This window comes from Ruegeria sp. BC3, from assembly GCF_056539265.1.
Window position 1 is genome coordinate 152,713 of sequence record NZ_JBQFUP010000006.1, and the last position, 19,319, is coordinate 172,031.

At 56.5% G+C, this 19,319-nt stretch carries 21 protein-coding genes; 9 read left to right on the forward strand and 12 right to left on the reverse strand.

Features of this window, described 5'->3' with window-relative positions:
• Positions 1 to 18 precede the first annotated feature (18 nt).
• The 6 genes from ACR0MV_RS16640 to ACR0MV_RS16665 all read right to left on the reverse strand — a co-directional run bounded on the left by ACR0MV_RS16640 (position 19) and on the right by ACR0MV_RS16665 (position 6,464).
• Positions 19 to 819, reverse strand: coding sequence for a ParA family protein (locus tag ACR0MV_RS16640; protein ID WP_170426306.1), 801 nt, complete (start codon positions 817 to 819; stop codon positions 19 to 21).
• Complete coding sequence (rsmG, locus tag ACR0MV_RS16645) at positions 812 to 1,426, reverse strand: 16S rRNA (guanine(527)-N(7))-methyltransferase RsmG (protein WP_480702910.1); 615 nt, start codon at positions 1,424 to 1,426, stop codon at positions 812 to 814. The genes ACR0MV_RS16640 and rsmG overlap by 8 nt, the downstream gene beginning before the upstream one ends.
• Positions 1,423 to 3,291, reverse strand: a complete 1,869-nt coding sequence (gene mnmG / locus ACR0MV_RS16650; protein WP_480702911.1) for a tRNA uridine-5-carboxymethylaminomethyl(34) synthesis enzyme MnmG — start codon at positions 3,289 to 3,291, stop codon at positions 1,423 to 1,425. Before mnmG ends, rsmG begins: the two co-directional genes overlap by 4 nt.
• A gap of 12 nt (positions 3,292 to 3,303) precedes the next feature.
• The gene (mnmE, locus tag ACR0MV_RS16655) at positions 3,304 to 4,590 is read right to left on the reverse strand and encodes a tRNA uridine-5-carboxymethylaminomethyl(34) synthesis GTPase MnmE (protein ID WP_480702912.1); all 1,287 of its coding nucleotides are present in this window, start codon (positions 4,588 to 4,590) and stop codon (positions 3,304 to 3,306) included.
• A gap of 30 nt (positions 4,591 to 4,620) precedes the next feature.
• Complete coding sequence (gene rho, locus ACR0MV_RS16660) at positions 4,621 to 5,892, reverse strand: transcription termination factor Rho (RefSeq protein WP_209224474.1); 1,272 nt, start codon at positions 5,890 to 5,892, stop codon at positions 4,621 to 4,623.
• A gap of 122 nt (positions 5,893 to 6,014) precedes the next feature.
• On the reverse strand, positions 6,015 to 6,464 hold the full coding sequence (locus ACR0MV_RS16665) for a CopD family protein (RefSeq protein ID WP_480702913.1): 450 nt from the start codon (positions 6,462 to 6,464) through the stop codon (positions 6,015 to 6,017).
• A gap of 404 nt (positions 6,465 to 6,868) precedes the next feature.
• Between ACR0MV_RS16665 and ACR0MV_RS16670 the strand changes: the two genes are divergently transcribed.
• From ACR0MV_RS16670 to dnaQ, 4 genes are read left to right on the forward strand one after another with little or no spacing between them, the layout of a single operon-like run.
• The gene (locus tag ACR0MV_RS16670; protein ID WP_480702914.1) at positions 6,869 to 7,468 is read left to right on the forward strand and encodes a Maf family protein; all 600 of its coding nucleotides are present in this window, start codon (positions 6,869 to 6,871) and stop codon (positions 7,466 to 7,468) included.
• Positions 7,465 to 8,298 carry a shikimate dehydrogenase gene (locus tag ACR0MV_RS16675; RefSeq protein ID WP_480702915.1) on the forward strand — a complete coding sequence of 278 codons (834 nt, stop codon included), beginning with the start codon at positions 7,465 to 7,467 and terminating at the stop codon, positions 8,296 to 8,298. Before ACR0MV_RS16670 ends, ACR0MV_RS16675 begins: the two co-directional genes overlap by 4 nt.
• Complete coding sequence (gene coaE, locus ACR0MV_RS16680) at positions 8,295 to 8,888, forward strand: dephospho-CoA kinase (protein WP_480702916.1); 594 nt, start codon at positions 8,295 to 8,297, stop codon at positions 8,886 to 8,888. Before ACR0MV_RS16675 ends, coaE begins: the two co-directional genes overlap by 4 nt.
• Positions 8,881 to 9,603 carry a DNA polymerase III subunit epsilon gene (gene dnaQ, locus ACR0MV_RS16685; protein ID WP_170426324.1) on the forward strand — a complete coding sequence of 241 codons (723 nt, stop codon included), beginning with the start codon at positions 8,881 to 8,883 and terminating at the stop codon, positions 9,601 to 9,603. The genes coaE and dnaQ overlap by 8 nt, the downstream gene beginning before the upstream one ends.
• A 27-nt stretch (positions 9,604 to 9,630) precedes the next feature.
• Here dnaQ and secB read toward each other — a convergent pair whose 3' ends face one another.
• Together secB and ACR0MV_RS16695 are read right to left on the reverse strand one after the other, a co-directional pair.
• Positions 9,631 to 10,128 carry a protein-export chaperone SecB gene (secB, locus tag ACR0MV_RS16690; protein ID WP_475200587.1) on the reverse strand — a complete coding sequence of 166 codons (498 nt, stop codon included), beginning with the start codon at positions 10,126 to 10,128 and terminating at the stop codon, positions 9,631 to 9,633.
• Positions 10,129 to 10,182: 54 nt separating this feature from the next.
• On the reverse strand, positions 10,183 to 10,683 hold the full coding sequence (locus ACR0MV_RS16695; protein ID WP_480702918.1) for an FxsA family protein: 501 nt from the start codon (positions 10,681 to 10,683) through the stop codon (positions 10,183 to 10,185).
• Between the two features lie 107 nt (positions 10,684 to 10,790).
• On the opposite strand from ACR0MV_RS16695, the gene ACR0MV_RS16700 reads away from it, so the two are divergent.
• Genes ACR0MV_RS16700 through ACR0MV_RS16710 form a run of 3 tightly spaced genes read left to right on the forward strand, consistent with a single transcriptional unit; the run spans position 10,791 to position 13,068 of the window.
• Positions 10,791 to 11,450, forward strand: a complete 660-nt coding sequence (locus ACR0MV_RS16700; protein WP_170426330.1) for a Tim44/TimA family putative adaptor protein — start codon at positions 10,791 to 10,793, stop codon at positions 11,448 to 11,450.
• Positions 11,447 to 12,481: a murein transglycosylase A gene (gene mltA, locus ACR0MV_RS16705; RefSeq protein ID WP_170426332.1), complete on the forward strand. Its 1,035-nt coding sequence runs from the start codon at positions 11,447 to 11,449 to the stop codon at positions 12,479 to 12,481. The genes ACR0MV_RS16700 and mltA overlap by 4 nt, the downstream gene beginning before the upstream one ends.
• Positions 12,481 to 13,068: a Smr/MutS family protein gene (locus tag ACR0MV_RS16710; protein WP_480702919.1), complete on the forward strand. Its 588-nt coding sequence runs from the start codon at positions 12,481 to 12,483 to the stop codon at positions 13,066 to 13,068. Before mltA ends, ACR0MV_RS16710 begins: the two co-directional genes overlap by 1 nt.
• Here ACR0MV_RS16710 and ACR0MV_RS16715 read toward each other — a convergent pair.
• From ACR0MV_RS16715 to hslU, 3 genes are all read right to left on the reverse strand, one after another.
• Positions 13,065 to 14,285: an MFS transporter gene (locus ACR0MV_RS16715; RefSeq protein WP_480702920.1), complete on the reverse strand. Its 1,221-nt coding sequence runs from the start codon at positions 14,283 to 14,285 to the stop codon at positions 13,065 to 13,067. The two genes, ACR0MV_RS16710 and ACR0MV_RS16715, sit on opposite strands and share 4 nt — an antisense overlap.
• Positions 14,282 to 15,382: an alpha/beta hydrolase gene (locus ACR0MV_RS16720; RefSeq protein WP_480702921.1), complete on the reverse strand. Its 1,101-nt coding sequence runs from the start codon at positions 15,380 to 15,382 to the stop codon at positions 14,282 to 14,284. Before ACR0MV_RS16720 ends, ACR0MV_RS16715 begins: the two co-directional genes overlap by 4 nt.
• Before the next feature lie 99 nt (positions 15,383 to 15,481).
• The gene (hslU, locus tag ACR0MV_RS16725; RefSeq protein WP_480702923.1) at positions 15,482 to 16,789 is read right to left on the reverse strand and encodes an ATP-dependent protease ATPase subunit HslU; all 1,308 of its coding nucleotides are present in this window, start codon (positions 16,787 to 16,789) and stop codon (positions 15,482 to 15,484) included.
• Positions 16,790 to 16,986: 197 nt separating this feature from the next.
• On the opposite strand from hslU, the gene ACR0MV_RS16730 reads away from it, so the two are divergent.
• Both ACR0MV_RS16730 and ACR0MV_RS16735 read left to right on the forward strand, forming a co-directional pair.
• Complete coding sequence (locus tag ACR0MV_RS16730; protein WP_170426342.1) at positions 16,987 to 17,388, forward strand: DM13 domain-containing protein; 402 nt, start codon at positions 16,987 to 16,989, stop codon at positions 17,386 to 17,388.
• A gap of 116 nt (positions 17,389 to 17,504) precedes the next feature.
• Positions 17,505 to 18,746 (forward strand): MFS transporter, encoded by a 1,242-nt coding sequence (locus tag ACR0MV_RS16735; protein ID WP_170426344.1) that lies wholly within the window; start codon positions 17,505 to 17,507, stop codon positions 18,744 to 18,746.
• On the opposite strand, the gene hslV is transcribed toward ACR0MV_RS16735, so the two are convergent.
• The gene (hslV, locus tag ACR0MV_RS16740; protein WP_170426346.1) at positions 18,743 to 19,294 is read right to left on the reverse strand and encodes an ATP-dependent protease subunit HslV; all 552 of its coding nucleotides are present in this window, start codon (positions 19,292 to 19,294) and stop codon (positions 18,743 to 18,745) included. The two genes, ACR0MV_RS16735 and hslV, sit on opposite strands and share 4 nt — an antisense overlap.
• Positions 19,295 to 19,319 lie beyond the last annotated feature (25 nt).

A 19,319-nucleotide genomic window follows, 5' to 3' on the forward strand; every position in this document is an offset into this window, starting at 1 on the left:
CGCCCTCCTCAATGCCGCTTAAGCGGCTTTTTTGTTCTTGTGCATGACTTCGCGGGCCAAATGCCGATAGGCCATCGCACCCAAAGACCCCGAGTCATACTGGAGCACGGGCAAAGCATAAGACGGAGCCTCACTGACCCGCACATTTCTGGGTATCTTGGTTTTAAATACCATCTCACCCAGATTGTCACGCGCGTCTTTTTCAACCTGACGGGACAAGTTGTTGCGGTTGTCATACATGGTCAACACAACACCTTCGATTCTGAGGTCCGGATTCGCGGTCTGCCGGACCTCGCGAATGGTCAGCATAAGTTGCGATAAGCCCTCTAGGGCGAAGAACTCACTTTGGAGCGGAACCAGAACGGAATGCGCCGCGACCATCGCGTTGACCGTGAGTAGATTAAGCGAAGGCGGGCAGTCGATCAGAACAAAATCTAAATCAAACTTGTCGATTGCTGTCTGGCGTAAAGCGTCATGCAGAAGGTAACTGCGCTTTTCATTCGAAATGAGTTCGATATCAGCCGAGCTCAGATCGACCGTAGCCGGGACCACAAACAGGCCTTCGATCTCAGTTTCCTGAACAACAGCCTCTAGCGGTGCGTCGTCCAAAATCAGATCATAGGTCGTCCAGTCCCGATCTTCGACACCCAAACCGGTTGAGGCATTCCCCTGAGGATCCAGATCTACGACCAGTACTCTACAACCAGCTTCGGCCAGTCCAGCCGCAAGGTTGATCGCCGTTGTGGTCTTTCCGACCCCGCCCTTCTGATTGGCTACCGCTATGATCCGGGGCCCTGAGGGACGAGATAAATCAACCACGTGTGACTCCTTTGATCTTAAGGATAACGGCCTGAGGCTCAGTTAAACTTGTAATCGGGTCAACGTCGAAATTCCATTCCCTCTGCGCCTCTTCCAGCTCTTTTTTCCACCTTTCGCCTTTGGGCAGCAACGCGAGCCCTGAACTGCTTAGATGTCGGTCGCAAAATAACAAAAGTTTGGAAAGATCTGCCAAGGCCCGCGCAGACAGTATATCGGCGTTTAAGGGTTCAACTGCTTCGATTCTCTTGGAAATAACACGGCATTTCGCCCCACATTCCCGGGCAACGTTACGCAGAAATGCAGATTTGCGTTGATCACTCTCGACAAATGTAAACTGGGCATCCGGCGCATCTTCGATCGCCATGATGGCGCAGACCATTCCGGGGAAGCCCCCTCCGCTGCCTAGATCCACCCAGGATGCGTAGGGCTGCGCACATCGATACACCTGAACCGAATCCTTGATATGACGGACCCAGATGTCATCCAGACTTTTGCGGGAAACCAAATTTATCTTTGGATTCCACTGTTTCACAAGTTTCACATAGGTGGTCAGGCGCTCGAATGTTTCACGTGAAACATCCAGTTCGTCAAAAACTGCCTCGCTCATGCCCTCCGCACCTTTTGGTCGCGGCGAAGTTTGGCCAACACCAGCGTCAAAGCCGCCGGGGTAACACCCTCTACCCGACCAGCTTGCGCTATATTCTCTGGCTTTGCGTTGGAGAGTTTTTGCTTCATCTCTGACGATAACCCTTCCAGCGCGAAATAATCGAAGTTTCGGGGAATCTCATACGATTCATCGCGTTTCATCGCCTCAACGTCTTTTTGCTGTCGAGCAATGTAGTTCGCATACAGAGCGTCTCGTTCAACCTGCTTACGTATTTCTTGGTCAACGCTTGTGATTTCAGGTACCAGCGGGATCAGGTGGTCGAATTGGACATCCGGAAATGCCAAGATCGCCATCCCATCTCTTCGATTTCCGTCCTGATTGACGTTGATTCCGGCGGCCCGGACTTCCTTTGGCGTATACGTCTGTTCTGTCAGTTTCGATTTGGCAGCAGTCAGTTTTTCCATCTTTTGTGAGAACTTAGCCTGCCGCTCTCCTCCAACGCAGCCAATATCTACCCCAATCGGGGTCAGGCGCTGATCGGCGTTGTCCGCACGCAATGAAAGTCGAAATTCCGCGCGAGACGTGAACATGCGGTAGGGTTCTGCAACTCCGCGCGTTGTCAGATCGTCAATCATCACGCCGATGTAACTGTCTGCCCGCGTGAAATGAACAGGGTCCTGCCCCTTCGCTTTCAAGGCTGCATTCAAACCAGCGACGAGACCCTGAGCTGCAGCCTCTTCATATCCTGTGGTTCCATTGATCTGCCCCGCAAGATATAGCCCGTCAACGTCCGGCAACGCGAGGGACGACGTCAAAACGCGTGGGTCGACATAGTCATATTCAATCGCATAACCGGGCTGCAGGATTTCTGCCGCTTCCAAGCCTTTTATTGATCGCACATAATCTACCTGCACGTCCTGAGGCAGAGACGTCGAAATCCCGTTTGGGTAGATCGTGTGGTCGTTTACACCTTCGGGTTCCAGAAAGATCTGGTGGGAGTCCTTATCCGCGAAGCGAACGATCTTATCCTCGATCGAAGGGCAGTAACGCGGCCCTACCCCATCAATATGGCCACCATACATTGCCGAACGAGACAGGTTCTTTTCGATAATTTCGTGCGTCCGCGCGTTCGTATGCGTGATTCCGCAGGAAATCTGCGGCGCTACAACCTTAGTCGAGAGGAACGAGAACAGTGTCGGCTCGTCGTCTCCGTCCTGACGTTCAAGCTCACTCCAATCAATGGTTCGCCCATCCACACGAGGTGGAGTTCCTGTCTTTAACCGTCCTAAAGGCAACTCAAAACTGTCCAACCGTTCAGCCAGTTTCACTGACGGACGATCTCCCATGCGGCCACCCGGGCGCGACACATCACCGATATGGATGACTCCACGCAAGAACGTTCCCGAGGTCAGAATGACCGTTTTCGCCTTGATTTCAGCGTCATCCGATAGTCTGACGCCGGAAACGCGATTTCCCTCCATCAGGAAATCAGTCACCTCGCCAGTAACGACGGTCAAATTAGGTTGGTTGTCTGTCTCCTTTTGCATTGCCGCCCGGTACAAAGCCCGGTCAGCTTGTGTTCTGGGGCCCTGAACGGCTGGACCTTTGCGACGATTGAGCAATCGAAACTGGATACCGGCCTGGTCAGCGACCCGGCCCATCACACCATCCATTGCGTCAATTTCCCGGACCAGATGGCCTTTACCCAAACCACCGATTGCGGGGTTGCAGGACATCACACCGATGTCCGACGCCGACAAAGTCACCAACGCCGTAGCCACTCCCATTCTGGCCGCAGCATGTGCCGCCTCGGTTCCCGCATGACCAGCGCCAATAACGACTACATCGAAATCTGAATGTTTCACGTGAAACACTCCTTACTTACCCAGGCAGAAGCTCGAGAAGATCTCGTCCAAAAGATCCTCTACCCCTATTCTGCCAACCAAGGTTTCAAGGGCACGGATAGCCGTGCGCAATTCTTCTGCAGCGATATCATACAAATCCGGGCCTGATTCCAGAACCGTTGTCGCGGCCTGCAATGCGCCTATCGCTTTGAGCAATGCAACCCGATGCCGTTCCCGTGTCGCGATACCACTGCTTGTAGTTCTGTTACTAAGAACACCCGATATCTGGGATATCAATCGATCTATGCCTTGCCCTGTTTTCCCAGATACCCCGTTTTCTGAAGCATCTCGAAGGTCGGATTTGGGCAAGACCTGAATATCACCTTCCAGAATTCCTACGCCCAACTCTTCCGGATCATCGGACAAGAATACACGCAGATCGGCCGCCTCGGCGCGTTTTTTGGCCAGCTCGATCCCAAGATTCTCAACATGATCTTTGGTCTCGCGCAATCCTGCGGTGTCCAGCAAGGTGACGGGCAGTCCAGCTAAATCCATCCGAACTTCGATCACATCGCGCGTTGTTCCGGCGTATTCCGAGGTGATCGCCGCCTCTCTCCCCGCCAATGCGTTCAGCAGGGTGGATTTCCCAGCATTCGGCAGCCCAACAATCGCGACCTCGAACCCGGTTCGAATGCGCTCTGCGATCTTTACACCATCCGCCTCACGCTGCAGATCAGCCATCACACCGGACACGAGCGTATTTACTTCCGGTGTCACGTCGGTCGGAACTTCCTCATCAGCGAAATCTATAACTGCTTCCAACAAAGACGCCGCGCGGATCAGATCGCGGCGCCAGCGTTCAGCCAGTGTTCCCAATCCTCCGGCCAGAATGGTCTGAGCTTGTTTTCGCTGCGCTTCGGTTTCTGCATCGATCAGGTCGGCAAGTCCTTCGACCTGGGTCAGGTCCATCTTACCATTTTCCAGCGCGCGCCGAGTGAACTCTCCCGGTTCAGCCATCCGCAGTCCTGACGTATCCGACAGGCACCGCATAACTGCATTCACGGATGCCGTGCTTCCGTGGATTTGTAATTCAGCCACGTCTTCGCCGGTAAAGCTGGCCGGAGCCTGAAAGGTCAGAACCAACCCATCGTCCAGCCGTGACCCGTCACCGGCATGCAAGGACCGAACCCGCATGCCTCGGGATGGCAGCGGGCTTCCTGTCAAATCAGCCGCAGCGGAGTGCGCCAAAGGGCCCGAGAGGCGGATGACCGCCACCCCGGCTTTGCCTTGCGCGCTGGCCAAGGCGAATATCGTATCCATTCGAAGGCCTCGCGTTGGTTAAGACCTGTGTCAGGTGTTCATCGAATCGAAGAACTCACCATTCGTCTTCGTCTGTTTCAACTTGGACAACAGGAACTCGATCGCATCGGTGGTGCCCATCGGGTTGAGGATGCGGCGCAGGACGAAGGTCTTGGCCAGATCACCCTTGTCGACCAGCAGGTCCTCTTTCCGGGTACCGGACTTGAGGATGTCGATCGCCGGGAACACGCGTTTATCTGCGATCTTACGATCCAGAACGATTTCCGAGTTACCAGTGCCTTTGAATTCTTCAAAGATGACTTCGTCCATCCGGCTGCCGGTGTCGATCAGCGCGGTAGCGATAATGGTCAGTGAACCACCCTCTTCGATGTTCCGCGCCGCACCAAAGAAACGCTTGGGCCGTTGCAGAGCGTTCGCGTCCACACCACCGGTCAGAACTTTACCCGAGGATGGGACCACAGTATTGAACGCCCTACCAAGTCTAGTGATTGAATCGAGAAGAATAACAACATCTCGTTTATGTTCGACCAAACGCTTGGCTTTTTCGATAACCATCTCAGACACAGCCACGTGGCGGGTCGCCGGTTCGTCAAAGGTCGAGGACACAACCTCACCCTTCACCGAGCGCTGCATGTCGGTCACTTCTTCGGGGCGTTCGTCGATCAGCAGAACGATCAGGTAGCACTCTGGGTGGTTCTGTTCGATCGAGTGCGCGATGTTCTGCAGGATCACCGTTTTACCGGTCCGCGGAGGCGCCACGATCAGCGAACGCTGACCTTTACCGATGGGTGCAACCAGGTCGATCACACGGGCCGACTTATCCTTGATGGTGGGATCTTCGATTTCCATCTTCAGACGCTCATCCGGATAGAGCGGCGTCAGGTTGTCGAACAGGATCTTGTGCTTGGCCTTCTCAGGATCTTCAAAGTTGATCTTGGTGACCTTGGTCAGCGCAAAGTAACGTTCGTTATCATCAGGCGCTTTGATTTCGCCTTCGACCGTGTCACCTGTCCGCAGCGAGTGCTGACGGATCATGTCGGGCGAGACATAGATGTCGTCGGGACCCGGCAGATAGTTCGCCTCAGGCGAGCGCAGAAAGCCGAAACCATCCTGCAGGACTTCGAGCACGCCATCGCCGCCAACGGTCCAGCCCTCATCCGCGCGTTCGCGCAGGATCTGGAACATCATCTCGCCCTTGCGCATGGTCGAGGCGTTTTCGATCTCCAGCTCTTCGGCCATCGCCAGAAGGTCTTTGGGGCTTTTGGCCTTCAGGTCGGCCAGATTCAGGGCTTCAGTTGTCATGATATATACCTTCACCGCAATCAGCGCGGCACGAAGTGGAATTTCAGTACGGAAGATACGCCGCCCGGACGGGCGTGTTGATCCCTACATAAGCGCGACAGCGGCCCGAGTCAAACGGGCCCTCAGAACTTCAGAACGACCGCCAGAACGATGATTACCATTAAAACGGTCGGGACCTCATTCATCATGCGAAACTGCCGTCCAGTGAGCTTGTTCCGGCCTTCTAAGAAATCCTTGCGCCTTGCCATCAGCCAGTGATGGAACCAGGTCATGGCGATTACGGCTGCACCTTTGATCCAGGGCCAGGACCAATCCCATCCGACAATGCCCGGCGTGAACACCATGATAAGGCCACAGACCCATGCCACGATCATCGCTGGTCGCATGATAACGCGCAAAAGTTTCTCTTCCATTTCAAAGAAGATTTCCTGCGCTCCGTCGACGGCTTGCGCCTTTTCTACGTGATAGACGTAAATTCGGGGCAAATAGAACAACCCGGCCATCCACGAGATCACGGCCATGATATGGAGTGACTTCACCCACGGGTAAATCGTGAAAAGAAGATCAGTCATTCTGGCTCCGGACGTTGCTCGGAACTCTCCCTAATAAAAAAATAAGAAAAGAAAAAGGAAGATGGTTTTGTAGGGTGAGTAATTTCCGTGGATTACTTTTTTACTCAAGCTTTTTCCCCAGGTGGACAGAATTTCTTCGCGAACAGGTGATTCTGTTGATTTTGAAATTAATGTATAAATATCAAATATTTGAACAACATCTTGGAAAAGGAAACTGGGGATAACTCATTGGGTAAGATGGGACATTCCGGTTTTCCCGTGCGACAAAGTTATCCTTGTCCCGAAAGGATGGGTTTCGGGCGACTCGGGTAAGATTTGCGCGAAAATCCCGGGGTTGCGTGTCAACCGGAAAACCATACAAACCATCCCAGAACGCTCAACGATTTGCTCAGGGGGTTTTCCACATGTCTGTCCCCATCGTCCTTGCCTCGGGGTCATCCATTCGTGCACAGCTGCTTCGCAATGCAGCTGTGCCGTTTACGGTGCAGACTGCGCGGGTGGACGAAGACACCGCCAAGCGCGCCTTGCTGGCCGAAGGCGCGCCGCCGCGCGATATCGCGGATACCCTGGCCGAGATGAAAGCCCGCAAGGTCAGCGATAAAAACCCCGGAGCGATGGTTCTGGGCTGTGATCAGGTGTTGGATTTTGACGGTCAGCTTCTGTCGAAACCAGAAACGCCCGAGGATGCGCTGGCGCAATTGAAGGTGATGCGTGGCAAGCGACACATGCTGTTGTCCGCAGCGGTGATCTATCAGAATGGTGAACCGATTTGGCGGCACGTAGGGCAGGTCCGTCTGCGGATGCGGATGAGCTCGGACGCTTATCTGCGCGACTATGTCGATCGCAACTGGGACAGCATTCGATTTGCGGTTGGTGCTTACAAGTTAGAAGAAGAAGGCGTGCGCCTGTTCGCCAGCATTGACGGGGACTATTTTAACGTCTTGGGTATGCCCCTGTTGGAGTTGCTGAATTTTCTGGCCGTTAAAGGGGTGATTGATCAATGAGTGAAACCGGAATTCCTCTGGCCGGAGTGATTGGGCACCCGGTTGCGCATTCGAAGTCCCCCAAGCTGCACGGGCATTGGCTCAAAACCTATGGCCTCGCTGGACACTATGTCCCGATGGATGTTGCGCCCGAGGATTTGGAAACTGTTCTGCGGACCCTCCCCAAGGCAGGGTTTGTTGGGGCCAACGTCACCGTCCCGCATAAAGAGGCTGTTTTGCGTCTGGCTGATCACGTCTCGGATAGGGCAAGAAAGATCGGCGCGGCGAATACGCTTGTTTTTCAAGATGACGGGGCGATCCATGCGGACAATACAGACGGCTACGGGTTCATGGAGAACCTGCGCGCTGGTGCGCCGCACTGGAACCCGCAGGATGGGCCCGTAGTTGTATTTGGCGCAGGAGGAGCAGCGCGCGCGGTTCTGCAGGCGCTGATCGATGCGGGTGTGCCCGAGATTTTATTGACCAACCGCACGCGTGCGCGGGCAGATCAGTTGAAAGATGAGTTTGGGTCGCAGATCACCGTGGTGGATTGGCTGCAGGCCGGCAATGTCGTCGAAAATGCCGAGCTGGTGGTGAACACAACCTCACTGGGCATGCAGGGCCAGCCAGAGTTGCGGGTGCCCTTGGATGGATTGCAGCCCGGCGCCGTTGTCACTGACCTGGTATACGCGCCTCTCAAGACCCGGCTGCTGCAAACCGCCGAAGACGCCGGGTGTACCACGGTGGATGGTCTTGGCATGTTGCTGCATCAGGCCGTCCCGGGGTTTGAACGCTGGTTTGGCCAGAGCCCCGAAGTAACGGATGAACTGCGCGCCACGGTGTTGGGATGAGCTTTGCGCTTGGCCTGACGGGCTCGATCGGTATGGGAAAAAGCACGACGGCGCAGATGTTCGTGGAAGAAGGCTGCGCACTTTGGGATGCGGATGCGGCGGTGCACAGGCTGTATTCGGTCGGAGGGGCCGCGGTTGAACCGATGCGCGCGGCTTTTCCCGACGCTGTGATCAAGGGTGCGGTCAGCCGGGAAGCGTTGAAACAGGTTATCTCGGCCGATCCGGCGGCTTTGAAAGTGATCGAAGGAATCGTGCACCCCTTGGTGGCCGCAGACCGGGCCGCGTTTCGTGAAAATGCTACGGCGGATGTTCTGGTGTTCGATGTACCGCTGCTGTTTGAAACCGGTGGCGACGCGGCGATGGATGCCGTTGCCTGTGTTTCGATCCCGGCCGAAGAACAAAAACGTCGCGTGATGGAACGCGGAACGATGACTGAGCCGCAATTCGAACAGATCCGCGCCAAACAGATGCCGAATGACGAAAAATGCGCCCGGTCGGATTTCGTTATCGTGACGGACACGCTGGACCATGCCCGCGCGCAGGTGCAAGATGTGGTCAGGCAAATACGGGCTGGGATGACTGATGCGTGAGATTGTACTCGATACCGAAACCACGGGGTTTGATCCCGAAAGCGGCGACCGGATCGTAGAGATCGGCGCGGTCGAGCTGTGGAACCACGTCGCCACAGGCGAGACCTATCACGTATATATCAACCCCGAACGTTCTATGCCGGATGAGGCCTTCGGCGTGCATGGTATTGGCCCTGACCTGTTAGAAAACCCTCGTCCGCCGGAAAAAGGTGAGGTCACCCTGAAGGACAAGCCGGTGTTTGCCAAGGTCGGTCAGGGGTTTCTGGACTTTGTTCGGGATTCCAAGCTGGTCATCCACAACGCGTCCTTCGACATGAAGTTTCTGAATGCCGAGTTGCGTTGGATGGGTTTGCCGACCCTTCCGATGGATCAGGCACTGGATACACTGGCGATTGCGCGCAAACGGTTCCCGGGCTCGCCTGCCTCGCTGGATGCGTTGTGTCGCCGGTTTAACATCGACAACACCAACCGTGTGCTGCACGGGGCGTTGCTGGACTCGGAAATTCTGGCAGAGGTCTATCTTGAGCTGATCGGTGGACGACAGCCGGATTTCGGCTTGTCGACAAGCGCGGCGTCTGCTGCGGGTGGGGGCGATGATTGGCGTCCGACAGCGCGTCCGACGGCCTTGCCATCGAAGATCACCGCGGAAGAACGCGCGGCACATGATGCTTTTGTCGAAAAGCTGGGCGAAAACGCCCTGTGGACCCGCGCCTAGGCCCTTGCCCGGCGCGGGTGTAACCGATCAGGCTTCGGTTTTCTGAGCTTCGGCCTGACGGCGCATCAGCTCATTGCGGTACAGCGCAACAAAGTCGATATTGTCCAGGTTGACCGGCGGGAAGCCACCGTCGCGGGTGATGTCGCTGACAATACGGCGCAGGAACGGGAACAGCATACGCGGGCACTCGATCATCAGGAACGGGTGCAGCTGATCGTCGGCCACGCCTTCAATGTGGAACAGACCGCAGTAATCCAGCTCGCACAGGAAAAGGACGTCTTCCATGCCTTTGGCTTTGGAGGTCAGGTTCAGCTTGACCGCAACTTCGTACTGATGCTCGGTCGGGCGCTTTTTGGCGTCCAGGTTCACCTGCACGGCGATCTCGGGCTGAACGTCGCCGGACACGCCCTTTTGTGCCATTACGTTTTCAAAAGACATATCCCGAATGAATTGTCCCAGAACGCGCATCTGAATTTGCGGGGCGGCCTGCGCCGCGGTGTTTTCTGCAGGGCTTTCGTCAGCCATGGATCTACTCCGAAAATGAAATTCGCCACTGCTTAGCAAGTTGGGCGCGACACCTCAATGCTGAGGCGGCCCTTCAACCCATTTGGAAGGTTTTGACGGGTTCTGACGCGGGCGAACCTCGGTAAATTCGCCGTCGATCACGTCATCCTGGTCAAACGGAGTTGATCCTGTGCGGAACTGCGCGTTGCTGCCCATCTGGAACTGCGTGATGGTGACTTTTGATTTCAGATAGCGGAACACGGCCACCCGAATACCGGGGATGAGCAGCGCAAAGCCAACGGCATCGGTGAAGAACCCAGGCGTCAGCAGCAATACGCCGGACAAGAGGATCATCGCGCCATGTGCCAGCGGCTCGGTCGGGTCATCCAGTTCGGCAAAAGAACGCTGCAAATTAGCCAAAGCCATGCGACCTTGTGTCCTGACCAAAGCGGTGCCCATCACGGCCGTCAAAACAACGATGGCAAGCGTCGGCCACAGGCCAATCAGGCCGCCAATCTGTATGAACAGCGCGATCTCGATGATGGGCACCAATAAAAATGCCAAGAACAAGTACATTTGCGTTATCCTTTCCCATAGGCCGGGCTGTGGACTTGCCACCAACTGTCACCTACATAGTGGCATGAGGCTGCGTATACAAAGTCGCGGTCTGAAAAGAGGATGAAATGAACGAACCGATGATCCAGTTGCTGGTCCTGGCCGGAATTGCCGTTTTCCTGATCCTGCGCCTCAAAAGCGTGCTGGGCACTCGTGAGGGTTTTGAAAAGCCCCCAGTCCAGCAACAGCCCGATACAAACGCGTCGCGTCGCGGGTTCGAGGTGATCGAAGGCGGTCCGGATCATGACATCACCGACCATGTTGCCGAAGACAGCGAGCAAGCCCAAACGCTGGCTGCGATGAAGCGGGTTGAGCCCAGCTTCTCTGTCAGTGAGTTCGTGCAGGGAGCGCGCGGTGCCTATGAGATGATCGTCATGGGGTTCGAAAAGGGCAATCTGGACGAAATCCAGCCGTTCCTGTCCGAAGAAGTGTTCGATACTTTCGTCTCGGTCGTGGCATCACGCGAAGATCAGGGTTTGACCATCGAGGCCGAGTTCATCGGCGTCCGCGAAACCACGCTGGCCGATGTGAGCTTTGACAAAGACACAAACCATGCAGAAATCACCATGCGGTTTGTGGGTGAGCTGACCTCGGTCGTGCGTGATCGCGGCGGTGACATCATCGAAGGCAACCCGAACACAGTTAAACGCCAAAAGGACAGCTGGACCTTTGCCCGTGTCATGGGCTCGGACGATCCGAACTGGCTGCTTGTTGCCACGGACGCATGATTGGCGCGCTCCGGTCGCTTATACTGGCGGCGGCGATGACCACTGCCGCCAGCGCTGAACCTACGCGATCCATCCTGTCGTTTGACGACCTTGATGGCTGGGCTGCCGATGATCACGGGGCGGCCCTTTCGGTTTTTCTGAACACTTGCGGCGATCTGGATGACCCAGACTGGCAAGCGCTATGTGGCGTAGCCCAAACCTATGAGGCGGATGCTGCGCGGTCGTTCTTTGAATTGTTTTTCCGGCCGGTTCTGGTTGAGGACGGGGAAGACGCGCTGTTCACCGGCTATTTTGAACCTGAATTGGACGGCTCAAAAACACGGACGGATCGCTTCAGATACCCGATCTACAAAATGCCGCCCGAGGCACGCGCCGCTGACAAATGGCTCAGCCGTCGTGAAATCCTGACCGGAGACGCGATGCAGGGACGCGGGCTTGAAATTGCCTGGGTGGATGATCCGGTCGAGTTGTTCTTTCTGCAAATCCAAGGCTCAGGACGGGTCCGTTTGCCCGACGGTGGTGCCCTGCGTGTGGGTTATGGCGGGGCGAATGGGCATCCCTATCGCTCGATCGGGGCCGAGCTGATCCGACAGGGTGCCTTGGGTGCACATGAGGTCAGTGCCCAGATGATCCGCGCCTGGGTGCGCAAGAACCCCGAGGCCGGTGCTGAGTTGCTGTTTCACAATCCCTCATACGTCTTCTTCCGTGAAGTTTCGCGTGTGGCGCCCGAACTTGGGCCATTGGGCGCAATGAATCGATCCGTCACGACCATGCGCAGCATCGCGGCCGATCCGGCCTATACGCCGCTGGGCGCGCCGGTTTGGGTTGAGAAAGATGGTAAGTCTCCTCTACGCCGTTTGATGATTGCGCAAGATACCGGGGCTGCCATCAAAGGCGCACAACGCGCGGACATCTTCTTTGGCACAGGCGATGAGGCCGGAAAGGCCGCAGGGCGTCTCAAGGATCCGGGGCGTATGGTCCTGTTGCTGCCGATCCAGCGGGCCTATGCCTTGTTACCGGATGAGTTCTGATGTCCCGACGCAAATTGACGGCAGAAGAGGTCGAGCTTTGGCGCAAGGTGACAAAACAGGCGGAGCGTCTGCATCCCGAACTGCCACAATCGGTTCATCCGGTTACCTTGCCCAAACCGAAACCGACCAAAACACCAAAGCCCAGATTTGAGGCCTTCGAGGTCGGGCAAAATGCGACCGGCAAACCAGCGCGTAACGCGTTGAAGCCATCTATTGGCGAAAGCCTGAGGGCGAGCCCGGTGCAAATGGACACCAAGGCGTTTGGCCGCATGAAGCGCGGCAAAATCCAGCCCGAAGGCAAGCTGGATCTTCACGGGATGCGCGTGGACACGGCTCATCCGGCGTTGATCCGGTTCGTACTGACGGCACAGGCGTCAGGCAAACGGCTTGTTCTTGTTGTCACCGGCAAAGGCAAGGATCGGGATGAACCCGGCCCCATTCCCACACCGCGCGGTGTTCTGCGCAATCAGGTGCCACAATGGCTGGCCCTGCCGCCCTTGGCTCAGGCCGTGCTGCAGGTTGCGCCTGCACATATCAGCCACGGCGGTGATGGAGCTTACTATGTCTATCTGCGCCGCGCGCGTTAGAACGTTCGCACGGCGCGTGAAATCCCGATCCTGACTGACAGGCATACGAGGATAAAGAACCCTCCGATCCACAAGAATTGATCGTCCAGTGAGAATCCCTTGTCCAAAAGAACGCCGGTCAGGCCGGGGCCGATGGCAGACCCAAGCACCATCACCGCGGTCGCCATTGCCTTGATCGCGCCGATATGTCGTGTGCCATAGAACTCGGCCCAGAACGCGCTGGGCAGGGTGTTGTTGGCGCCGACGGTCAGGCCCAGAAACCCCATCGCGATCATGGCCCCGAAAATTGAACTTGTCGTGCCCGCGACCACGAATCCAATCGCGATGGGGATTTGGTAAAACGGCATCAGCCGGGCGGTGCCCCATTTGTCCAGCGCCCATCCGGCCGCGAACATTGAGATCAACGAAACACCCGTAAAAACCGGAAACAGGGCGACCAGATCGATATGCTGCCAACCCTTCACCTCGGCCAGATGAACCTGATGAAAGAAAAACGCGGTGATAAAGGCGGACGGGCCCAACACCGCCGGTGCCATGAACCAGAAAAGCGGGTGAAACAGCGTCTCTTTCCGCGTCCAGTGCCGCCCCATCATCCCGGTTGCCGCGTATTCTGTGGCCAGGCTTTGTGGGGTTCTTTCTTGCCGCAAGAGACGCGTAAGAACCGGGATACCCATTAGGACGATCGCCGCAGAGATCACCCACAGCCAGCGCCAATCTAGAACCGTCATGGCGGCGACAAAAGCCAGCGGCAACAGCGCTTCACCGATTGCATAGCCGACCGAAGCGATCGACAAGGCCTTGCCGCGTGAAACAGTGAACCAGCGCGCCATCGCGACCTGTGCCAAATGGGTGCTCATTCCCTGCCCGAACAAGCGCAGCAGAAACACCACCAGAGGCAACAGGATCAGCCAGCTGTTTACCGCCATTGCCAGCGCTGCCACGGCCAGACCGGCCAGAACCGCTGGACCCAGAACGCGGACACGAAAGATATCCGTCAATCCTCCGGCCCAGATCATTACCACTGCGGACACAGTCGTGCCCAGCGAATACAGTCCTCCCCACGCTCCGTGGCTTAGGCCAAAATCTGCCCGGATGTTTCCGGCAAAGACCGAGATAAAGAAGGTCTGCCCAAAGCTGGACAAAAAGGTCAAAAGAACGCCCGCGCCCAGCCAGGTCGCATTGTCCCGCAGGTATTGCCGCAGTCTGAACTGCGTCACGGGGTGGTGACCTGCGCCTGTCCTGTTTCAGTCAGAACAATTTCCGTGGCACCATCCGCATTCCGCTCGCTGGGTGGGACTAGAATATCAATAACAGGTCGATCTTCACGCCCAAACGTGTTGTTGACAAGGCGCAACGAGCTGATGATCGACAACAGTGCCGGAGAGGTTGCAGTGACGAAATGCGAGGATTGGGCATCGCGGTTGAACGCAGTTGTATCGACGATACTGATTGGGAACTCTTCGAGCGACGCAACTGAGCTGATGTTTCCCAATCTCTGACCCTCATCCGTGCCGCGCAGGCGGCCCGAGATGTTCAGGATTTTGTCCTTTTGCGAGACCATTACGATGAATGGATCGGGCGGGTTGTCGATACGTTTCATCTGAGATCGAAACAGATCAAGATCCAGATCAGGTGAAATCAATACGACGCCTTCGATGTTTCGATTTGCCCAACCGGGCTCCTGCAATTCAGCTTGCCGCATCATTTCCATCGACAAAGCGCCACCCATGGAATGCGCGACGAGTGTAACGCGTTTGACACCCAAGGACTTCAATTCGCGAATGGTTTGTTCGAGGCCATCACGGGCGAACAACATGCTGTCCAGATCGTAGGCGTATCCGTAACCCGTCGCGCGACTGGGCCAGGAATAGACCAGCGTCGATCCCGGCAAACCAATGTCATGGGTCAATTGGGCCGCGCGAAAAATCGTTTCGGTTTGTGTCGAGTTGTAGCCATGCACAAAGATCGTAACGTCGTCCTCGCCGCGCAGATGCTCGCGCAATCCGCTTGGTCCACTCAGCTCGGTAACGTTTGCCAGGACGAATTCTTTCTTGGGATTAGGGTTTGCGTAGGAAAATTTGAGCGTTCCGGGCGTGTGGTTGGGCGGGATCGAGACTGTGGTGTCCAGAAACTTGATCGTCTCGCCCCGTCGAAAGCCATAATACCCGTTCGCTTCGCGCGCCCGGCTGGTGCTGACAAAGATGGTCTCAGGCGTACCGATCGTCGCGGCCGATGGCACGACCTCGGACACAGTCCGGTCGACGCAGGCGCTCAGCGAAATGGATATGAATAGAATAATGAAATAGCGCAGCACGGGTCAGCCCTCGGGGGTGAGTCGTGCATACGCTATCGCATTCTCGCGACACGTCCAGCAGATGAATGTGGATTAAGCGGCGAAATCCGGCTTGAGGCGTTACAAAACGTAACGGCTGAGGTCCGTGGACTTGGTCAATTCGCCCAAATTGTCGTTCACGAACTGCGCGTCGACTGTGATCGCGGTGCCAGCCTTGTCGGGAGCCGCAAAGGACAGGTCTTCGAACACCCGCTCCATCACCGTGTACAGACGCCGCGCGCCGATGTTCTCGACACTCTGGTTCACATCTGCCGCAATGCGCGCCAAGGCTGCGATGCCGTCATCGGTGAAGCTGACCGTGACTTCTTCGGTGCCCATCAGTGCAGTGTACTGTCGGGTCAGGGCATTGTCGGTTTCGGTCAGGATGCGCACAAAGTCTTCTTCGGTCAGCGCACGCAGTTCTACCCGGATCGGCAGTCGGCCCTGAAGTTCCGGTAACAGGTCCGAGGGTTTTGCGATGTGGAACGCGCCGCTGGCAATGAAGAGGATATGATCGGTTTTGACCGGTCCATGCTTTGTGCTGACAGTTGTGCCTTCGATCAGGGGCAGCAGATCGCGTTGGACCCCTTCCCGGCTGACATCGCCGCCGCGCGCGTCCGTGCGGGCGCAGACCTTGTCGATCTCATCCAGGAATACGATGCCGTTCTGCTCGACTGATTCCAGCGCCGCGCGATTGACGGTTTCATCGTCCAGAAGCTTGTCAGCCTCTTCGCCGATCAGAGCGTCATAGCTTTCGGCAACGGTCATCTTGCGTTTGACGGTCCGACCGCCGAAGGCTTTGCCAAAGATATCACCCAGGTTCATCATGCCCATCTGGCTGCCGGGCTGACCGGGTATGTCGAACATCGGCATCGAGCTCGAGGTGTCGGACAGCTCCAGCTCGATCTCGGTATCGTCAAGCTCACCCGCTTTCAGTTTCTTGCGGAACATCTCGCGCGTGGCCTCGCGGGCATCCGTCCCGGCAATGGCCTCGATCACGCGATCTTCGGCGGCCTGGTAGGCGCGGGCTTTGACGTCCTCGCGCATGTACTCGCGGGTTTGGATGATTGCAGCATCCGCCAGATCGCGCACGATCTGTTCCACGTCCCGACCGACATAGCCGACCTCGGTGAACTTGGTTGCCTCAACCTTGATAAATGGTGCGCGGGCCAACTTGGCCAGACGGCGGCTGATCTCGGTCTTGCCGACGCCAGTGGGACCGATCATGAGGATGTTTTTCGGATAGACCTCGTCCCGAATATCGTCGGCCAGTTGCTTGCGCCGCCAGCGATTGCGCAACGCGACGGCCACGGCCCGTTTGGCATCCTTTTGCCCGATGATGAAACGGTCCAGTTCCGAGACGATCTCGCGCGGGGTCAGGTCTGTCATGAGTTTTCAATCCAATTGTTTCGCACCGGAACCTAATCATACGCCACGAAAACACAAGCTGATCACGAAAATCTCACGCCAACACACGGGATGCACACGGAAATTCGTGGTGATGTGAATCGCCAGATGGATGTCGGCTGCGCATAGTCGCGGGCGACGGGCAAGTTCGCCTGCGTTTTGAAATGGAGACCCACATCATGATGACTCGTCGTTCGCTCTTTTTGAATGCCGCTGCAACCGGTGCCGCCCTGACGCTTGCCAGTGCAAGCGGTGCTGTCGCCGGAGGTGCAAAGAAAAAGGGCACTTTCGAGGGCCGTTCGAAACACATCACCACCGGATCGGTCAAAGTGGTCAAGGATGGCGATCGCTATATCGTCGAGTTGGGTGAAGACTTCTCGTTGGACAATGGCCCCGACCCGCGCGTGGCCTTTGGTAAGGACGGCACCTATGACCCGAACTCGAAACTGGGCGCGTTGCTGAACCTGAAGGGCAAACAGAAATACGCTGTTCCGCCGACAATGGATATTTCGGGCTATAACGAAGTTTACATCTGGTGCGAAGTTGCCGGCGTACCGCTGGGTGTTGCGGCGCTTTCGTAACCCAACGACGACTTGCGCCCAGAGGCCGGGAAAATTCCGGCCTCTGACAAGGCGTTAGGTGGCAAAGCGCCTATCTGCTACACTCACACTCAGGAACAAGTTCCGGGGTGCGTGTCATGACCAAGATTGCCAAGATCACACTGCTGTTCGTGGTGTTTGTAGACTTGATCGGGCAAGGTCTGGTCTTTCCCATCATCAACTCGCTCATCATGGAAACGAAATCCGGGTTTCTGCCAGAGAACACCCCGATGGGGCGACGTCATTTCTACTATGGCCTCGTGATTGGATGTTTCTTTCTGTCCTGGTTTCTAGGTGTAGTCTATGTCTCGAAGGTTTCGGATTCGATCGGGCGCAAGAATGCCTTGTTGGTCTGTCTGGGCGGGGCACTGGCCGGGTACGCCATCACGATCGCTGCGCTGTATCTCAACAGCTTGGTGCTGCTGATCCTGGGCAGGTCCATCACCGGATTCACCGCCGGTAACCAACCCATCGCACAGGCGGCGATGATCGACGGCAGCACGGATGCTGCCGACCGGGACCGCAATATGGGCTACATCATCACCGGGGTCAGCTTTGGTCTGGTCGGCGGCCCGATTATCGGAGCCGTTCTGTCTGATGCCGCCATTCTGGGCAGTTACGCGACGCTGAAGATGCCGTTCTACGGCGCTTTTGTTTTGGTGCTGATCGCGATTTTCCTGGTGACGTTCTTCTTCAAAGATACCCGCACCGAACGGGCGGCATTCGTCTTCCGCCCCCGCGACATAACAGACAGCCTGATCGCGGTGCGTGATCACCCGATGGTTCTGAAGATTCTGCCGGTCTATGCGTTGTTCATGGTTGCGAACGTCACGTTCTATGTCTTCGTCGACAACTACCTGACCAGTGCTTGGGGATACGGTGTGATCGGTGGCAGCATGGCAATGGTGGTGATCGGCTTCGCACTGGCGTTTTCCAGCACGTTCCTAGTGAAACCGGCGCAAGAGAGGTTCAGCAAGCACAAGATCATCCAGACCTCGCTGATCGTAATGGTGATTTGCGGCTTTGCTTTTGTCTTCAGCCCAAGCGCTGTGCTCAGCTATGTTCCTATCTTCTTTTTCTATTTCTTCTTCGGTGTGTCTTACCCAACCCTGCTCGGCCTCTTTTCTTCCAGCGTCAGCGAGGCGGACCAAGGTTGGGTCATGGGTGTCACGACAGCCGTCTTCTGCCTAGCAGGCGGTGTGATGTCCCTGATCGGCGGCGGATTGATGAGTATCGACATCCGTGTGCCCTACTACATCGTCATTGCGACCGCCCTGCTGGGACTGGTCGGCATGTATCGTCGCTGGAAAGGCAAAGAGATTTCGGCGTTGCTAGCCTAGATCGTCTCAACCGTCAGATTGCCGTTGGTATAAACGCAGATGTCGGCGGCAATCGCCATCGCCTCGCGCGCGACCTGTTCGGCCGTTTTGTCGCTATCCATCATCGCGCGCGCTGCGGCAAGGGCAAAGTTCCCACCCGATCCGATGGCGGCGACGTTGTGTTCAGGCTCCAGCACGTCCCCTGCCCCGGTAATGACAAGCAGATCGGTTCCGTCGGTGACGATCAGCATCGCCTCGAGCTTTTGCAGGTACTTGTCAGTCCGCCAGTCCTTGGCCAGCTCGACCGAGGCGCGGGCCAGTTGGCCGGGCGTTGCCTCAAGCTTGGCTTCCAACCGTTCCAGCAGCGTAAAGGCATCCGCGGTCGATCCGGCGAATCCCGCGACAACTTCGAACCCGCCGGGTGACAAGCGGCGTACCTTGCGTGCGGTCCCCTTGATCACGGTCTGTCCCAAACTGACCTGCCCGTCACCAGCGATGACGACCTGACCGCCCTTTTTGACACCAATGATCGTGGTCCCGTGCCATCCGGGAAAATCGCTGTCCGCCATGAAAGCCTCCGTGTTCTCAGGGGCT

What these genes read in the sequence shown, in the direction of transcription:
- rsmG (WP_480702910.1), bottom strand. Translation starts at nt 1,426, where the DNA reads ATGAGCGAGGCAGTTTTTGACGAACTGGATGTTTCACGTGAAACATTC.
- mnmE (WP_480702912.1), bottom strand. Translation starts at nt 4,590, where the DNA reads ATGGATACGATATTCGCCTTGGCCAGCGCGCAAGGCAAAGCCGGGGTG.
- rho (WP_209224474.1), bottom strand. Translation starts at nt 5,892, where the DNA reads ATGACAACTGAAGCCCTGAATCTGGCCGACCTGAAGGCCAAAAGCCCC.
- ACR0MV_RS16665 (WP_480702913.1), bottom strand. Translation starts at nt 6,464, where the DNA reads ATGACTGATCTTCTTTTCACGATTTACCCGTGGGTGAAGTCACTCCAT.
- ACR0MV_RS16670 (WP_480702914.1), top strand. Translation starts at nt 6,869, where the DNA reads ATGTCTGTCCCCATCGTCCTTGCCTCGGGGTCATCCATTCGTGCACAG.
- ACR0MV_RS16675 (WP_480702915.1), top strand. Translation starts at nt 7,465, where the DNA reads ATGAGTGAAACCGGAATTCCTCTGGCCGGAGTGATTGGGCACCCGGTT.
- coaE (WP_480702916.1), top strand. Translation starts at nt 8,295, where the DNA reads ATGAGCTTTGCGCTTGGCCTGACGGGCTCGATCGGTATGGGAAAAAGC.
- dnaQ (WP_170426324.1), top strand. Translation starts at nt 8,881, where the DNA reads ATGCGTGAGATTGTACTCGATACCGAAACCACGGGGTTTGATCCCGAA.
- secB (WP_475200587.1), bottom strand. Translation starts at nt 10,128, where the DNA reads ATGGCTGACGAAAGCCCTGCAGAAAACACCGCGGCGCAGGCCGCCCCG.
- ACR0MV_RS16695 (WP_480702918.1), bottom strand. Translation starts at nt 10,683, where the DNA reads ATGTACTTGTTCTTGGCATTTTTATTGGTGCCCATCATCGAGATCGCG.
- ACR0MV_RS16700 (WP_170426330.1), top strand. Translation starts at nt 10,791, where the DNA reads ATGAACGAACCGATGATCCAGTTGCTGGTCCTGGCCGGAATTGCCGTT.
- mltA (WP_170426332.1), top strand. Translation starts at nt 11,447, where the DNA reads ATGATTGGCGCGCTCCGGTCGCTTATACTGGCGGCGGCGATGACCACT.
- ACR0MV_RS16710 (WP_480702919.1), top strand. Translation starts at nt 12,481, where the DNA reads ATGTCCCGACGCAAATTGACGGCAGAAGAGGTCGAGCTTTGGCGCAAG.
- hslU (WP_480702923.1), bottom strand. Translation starts at nt 16,789, where the DNA reads ATGACAGACCTGACCCCGCGCGAGATCGTCTCGGAACTGGACCGTTTC.
- ACR0MV_RS16730 (WP_170426342.1), top strand. Translation starts at nt 16,987, where the DNA reads ATGATGACTCGTCGTTCGCTCTTTTTGAATGCCGCTGCAACCGGTGCC.
- ACR0MV_RS16735 (WP_170426344.1), top strand. Translation starts at nt 17,505, where the DNA reads ATGACCAAGATTGCCAAGATCACACTGCTGTTCGTGGTGTTTGTAGAC.
- hslV (WP_170426346.1), bottom strand. Translation starts at nt 19,294, where the DNA reads ATGGCGGACAGCGATTTTCCCGGATGGCACGGGACCACGATCATTGGT.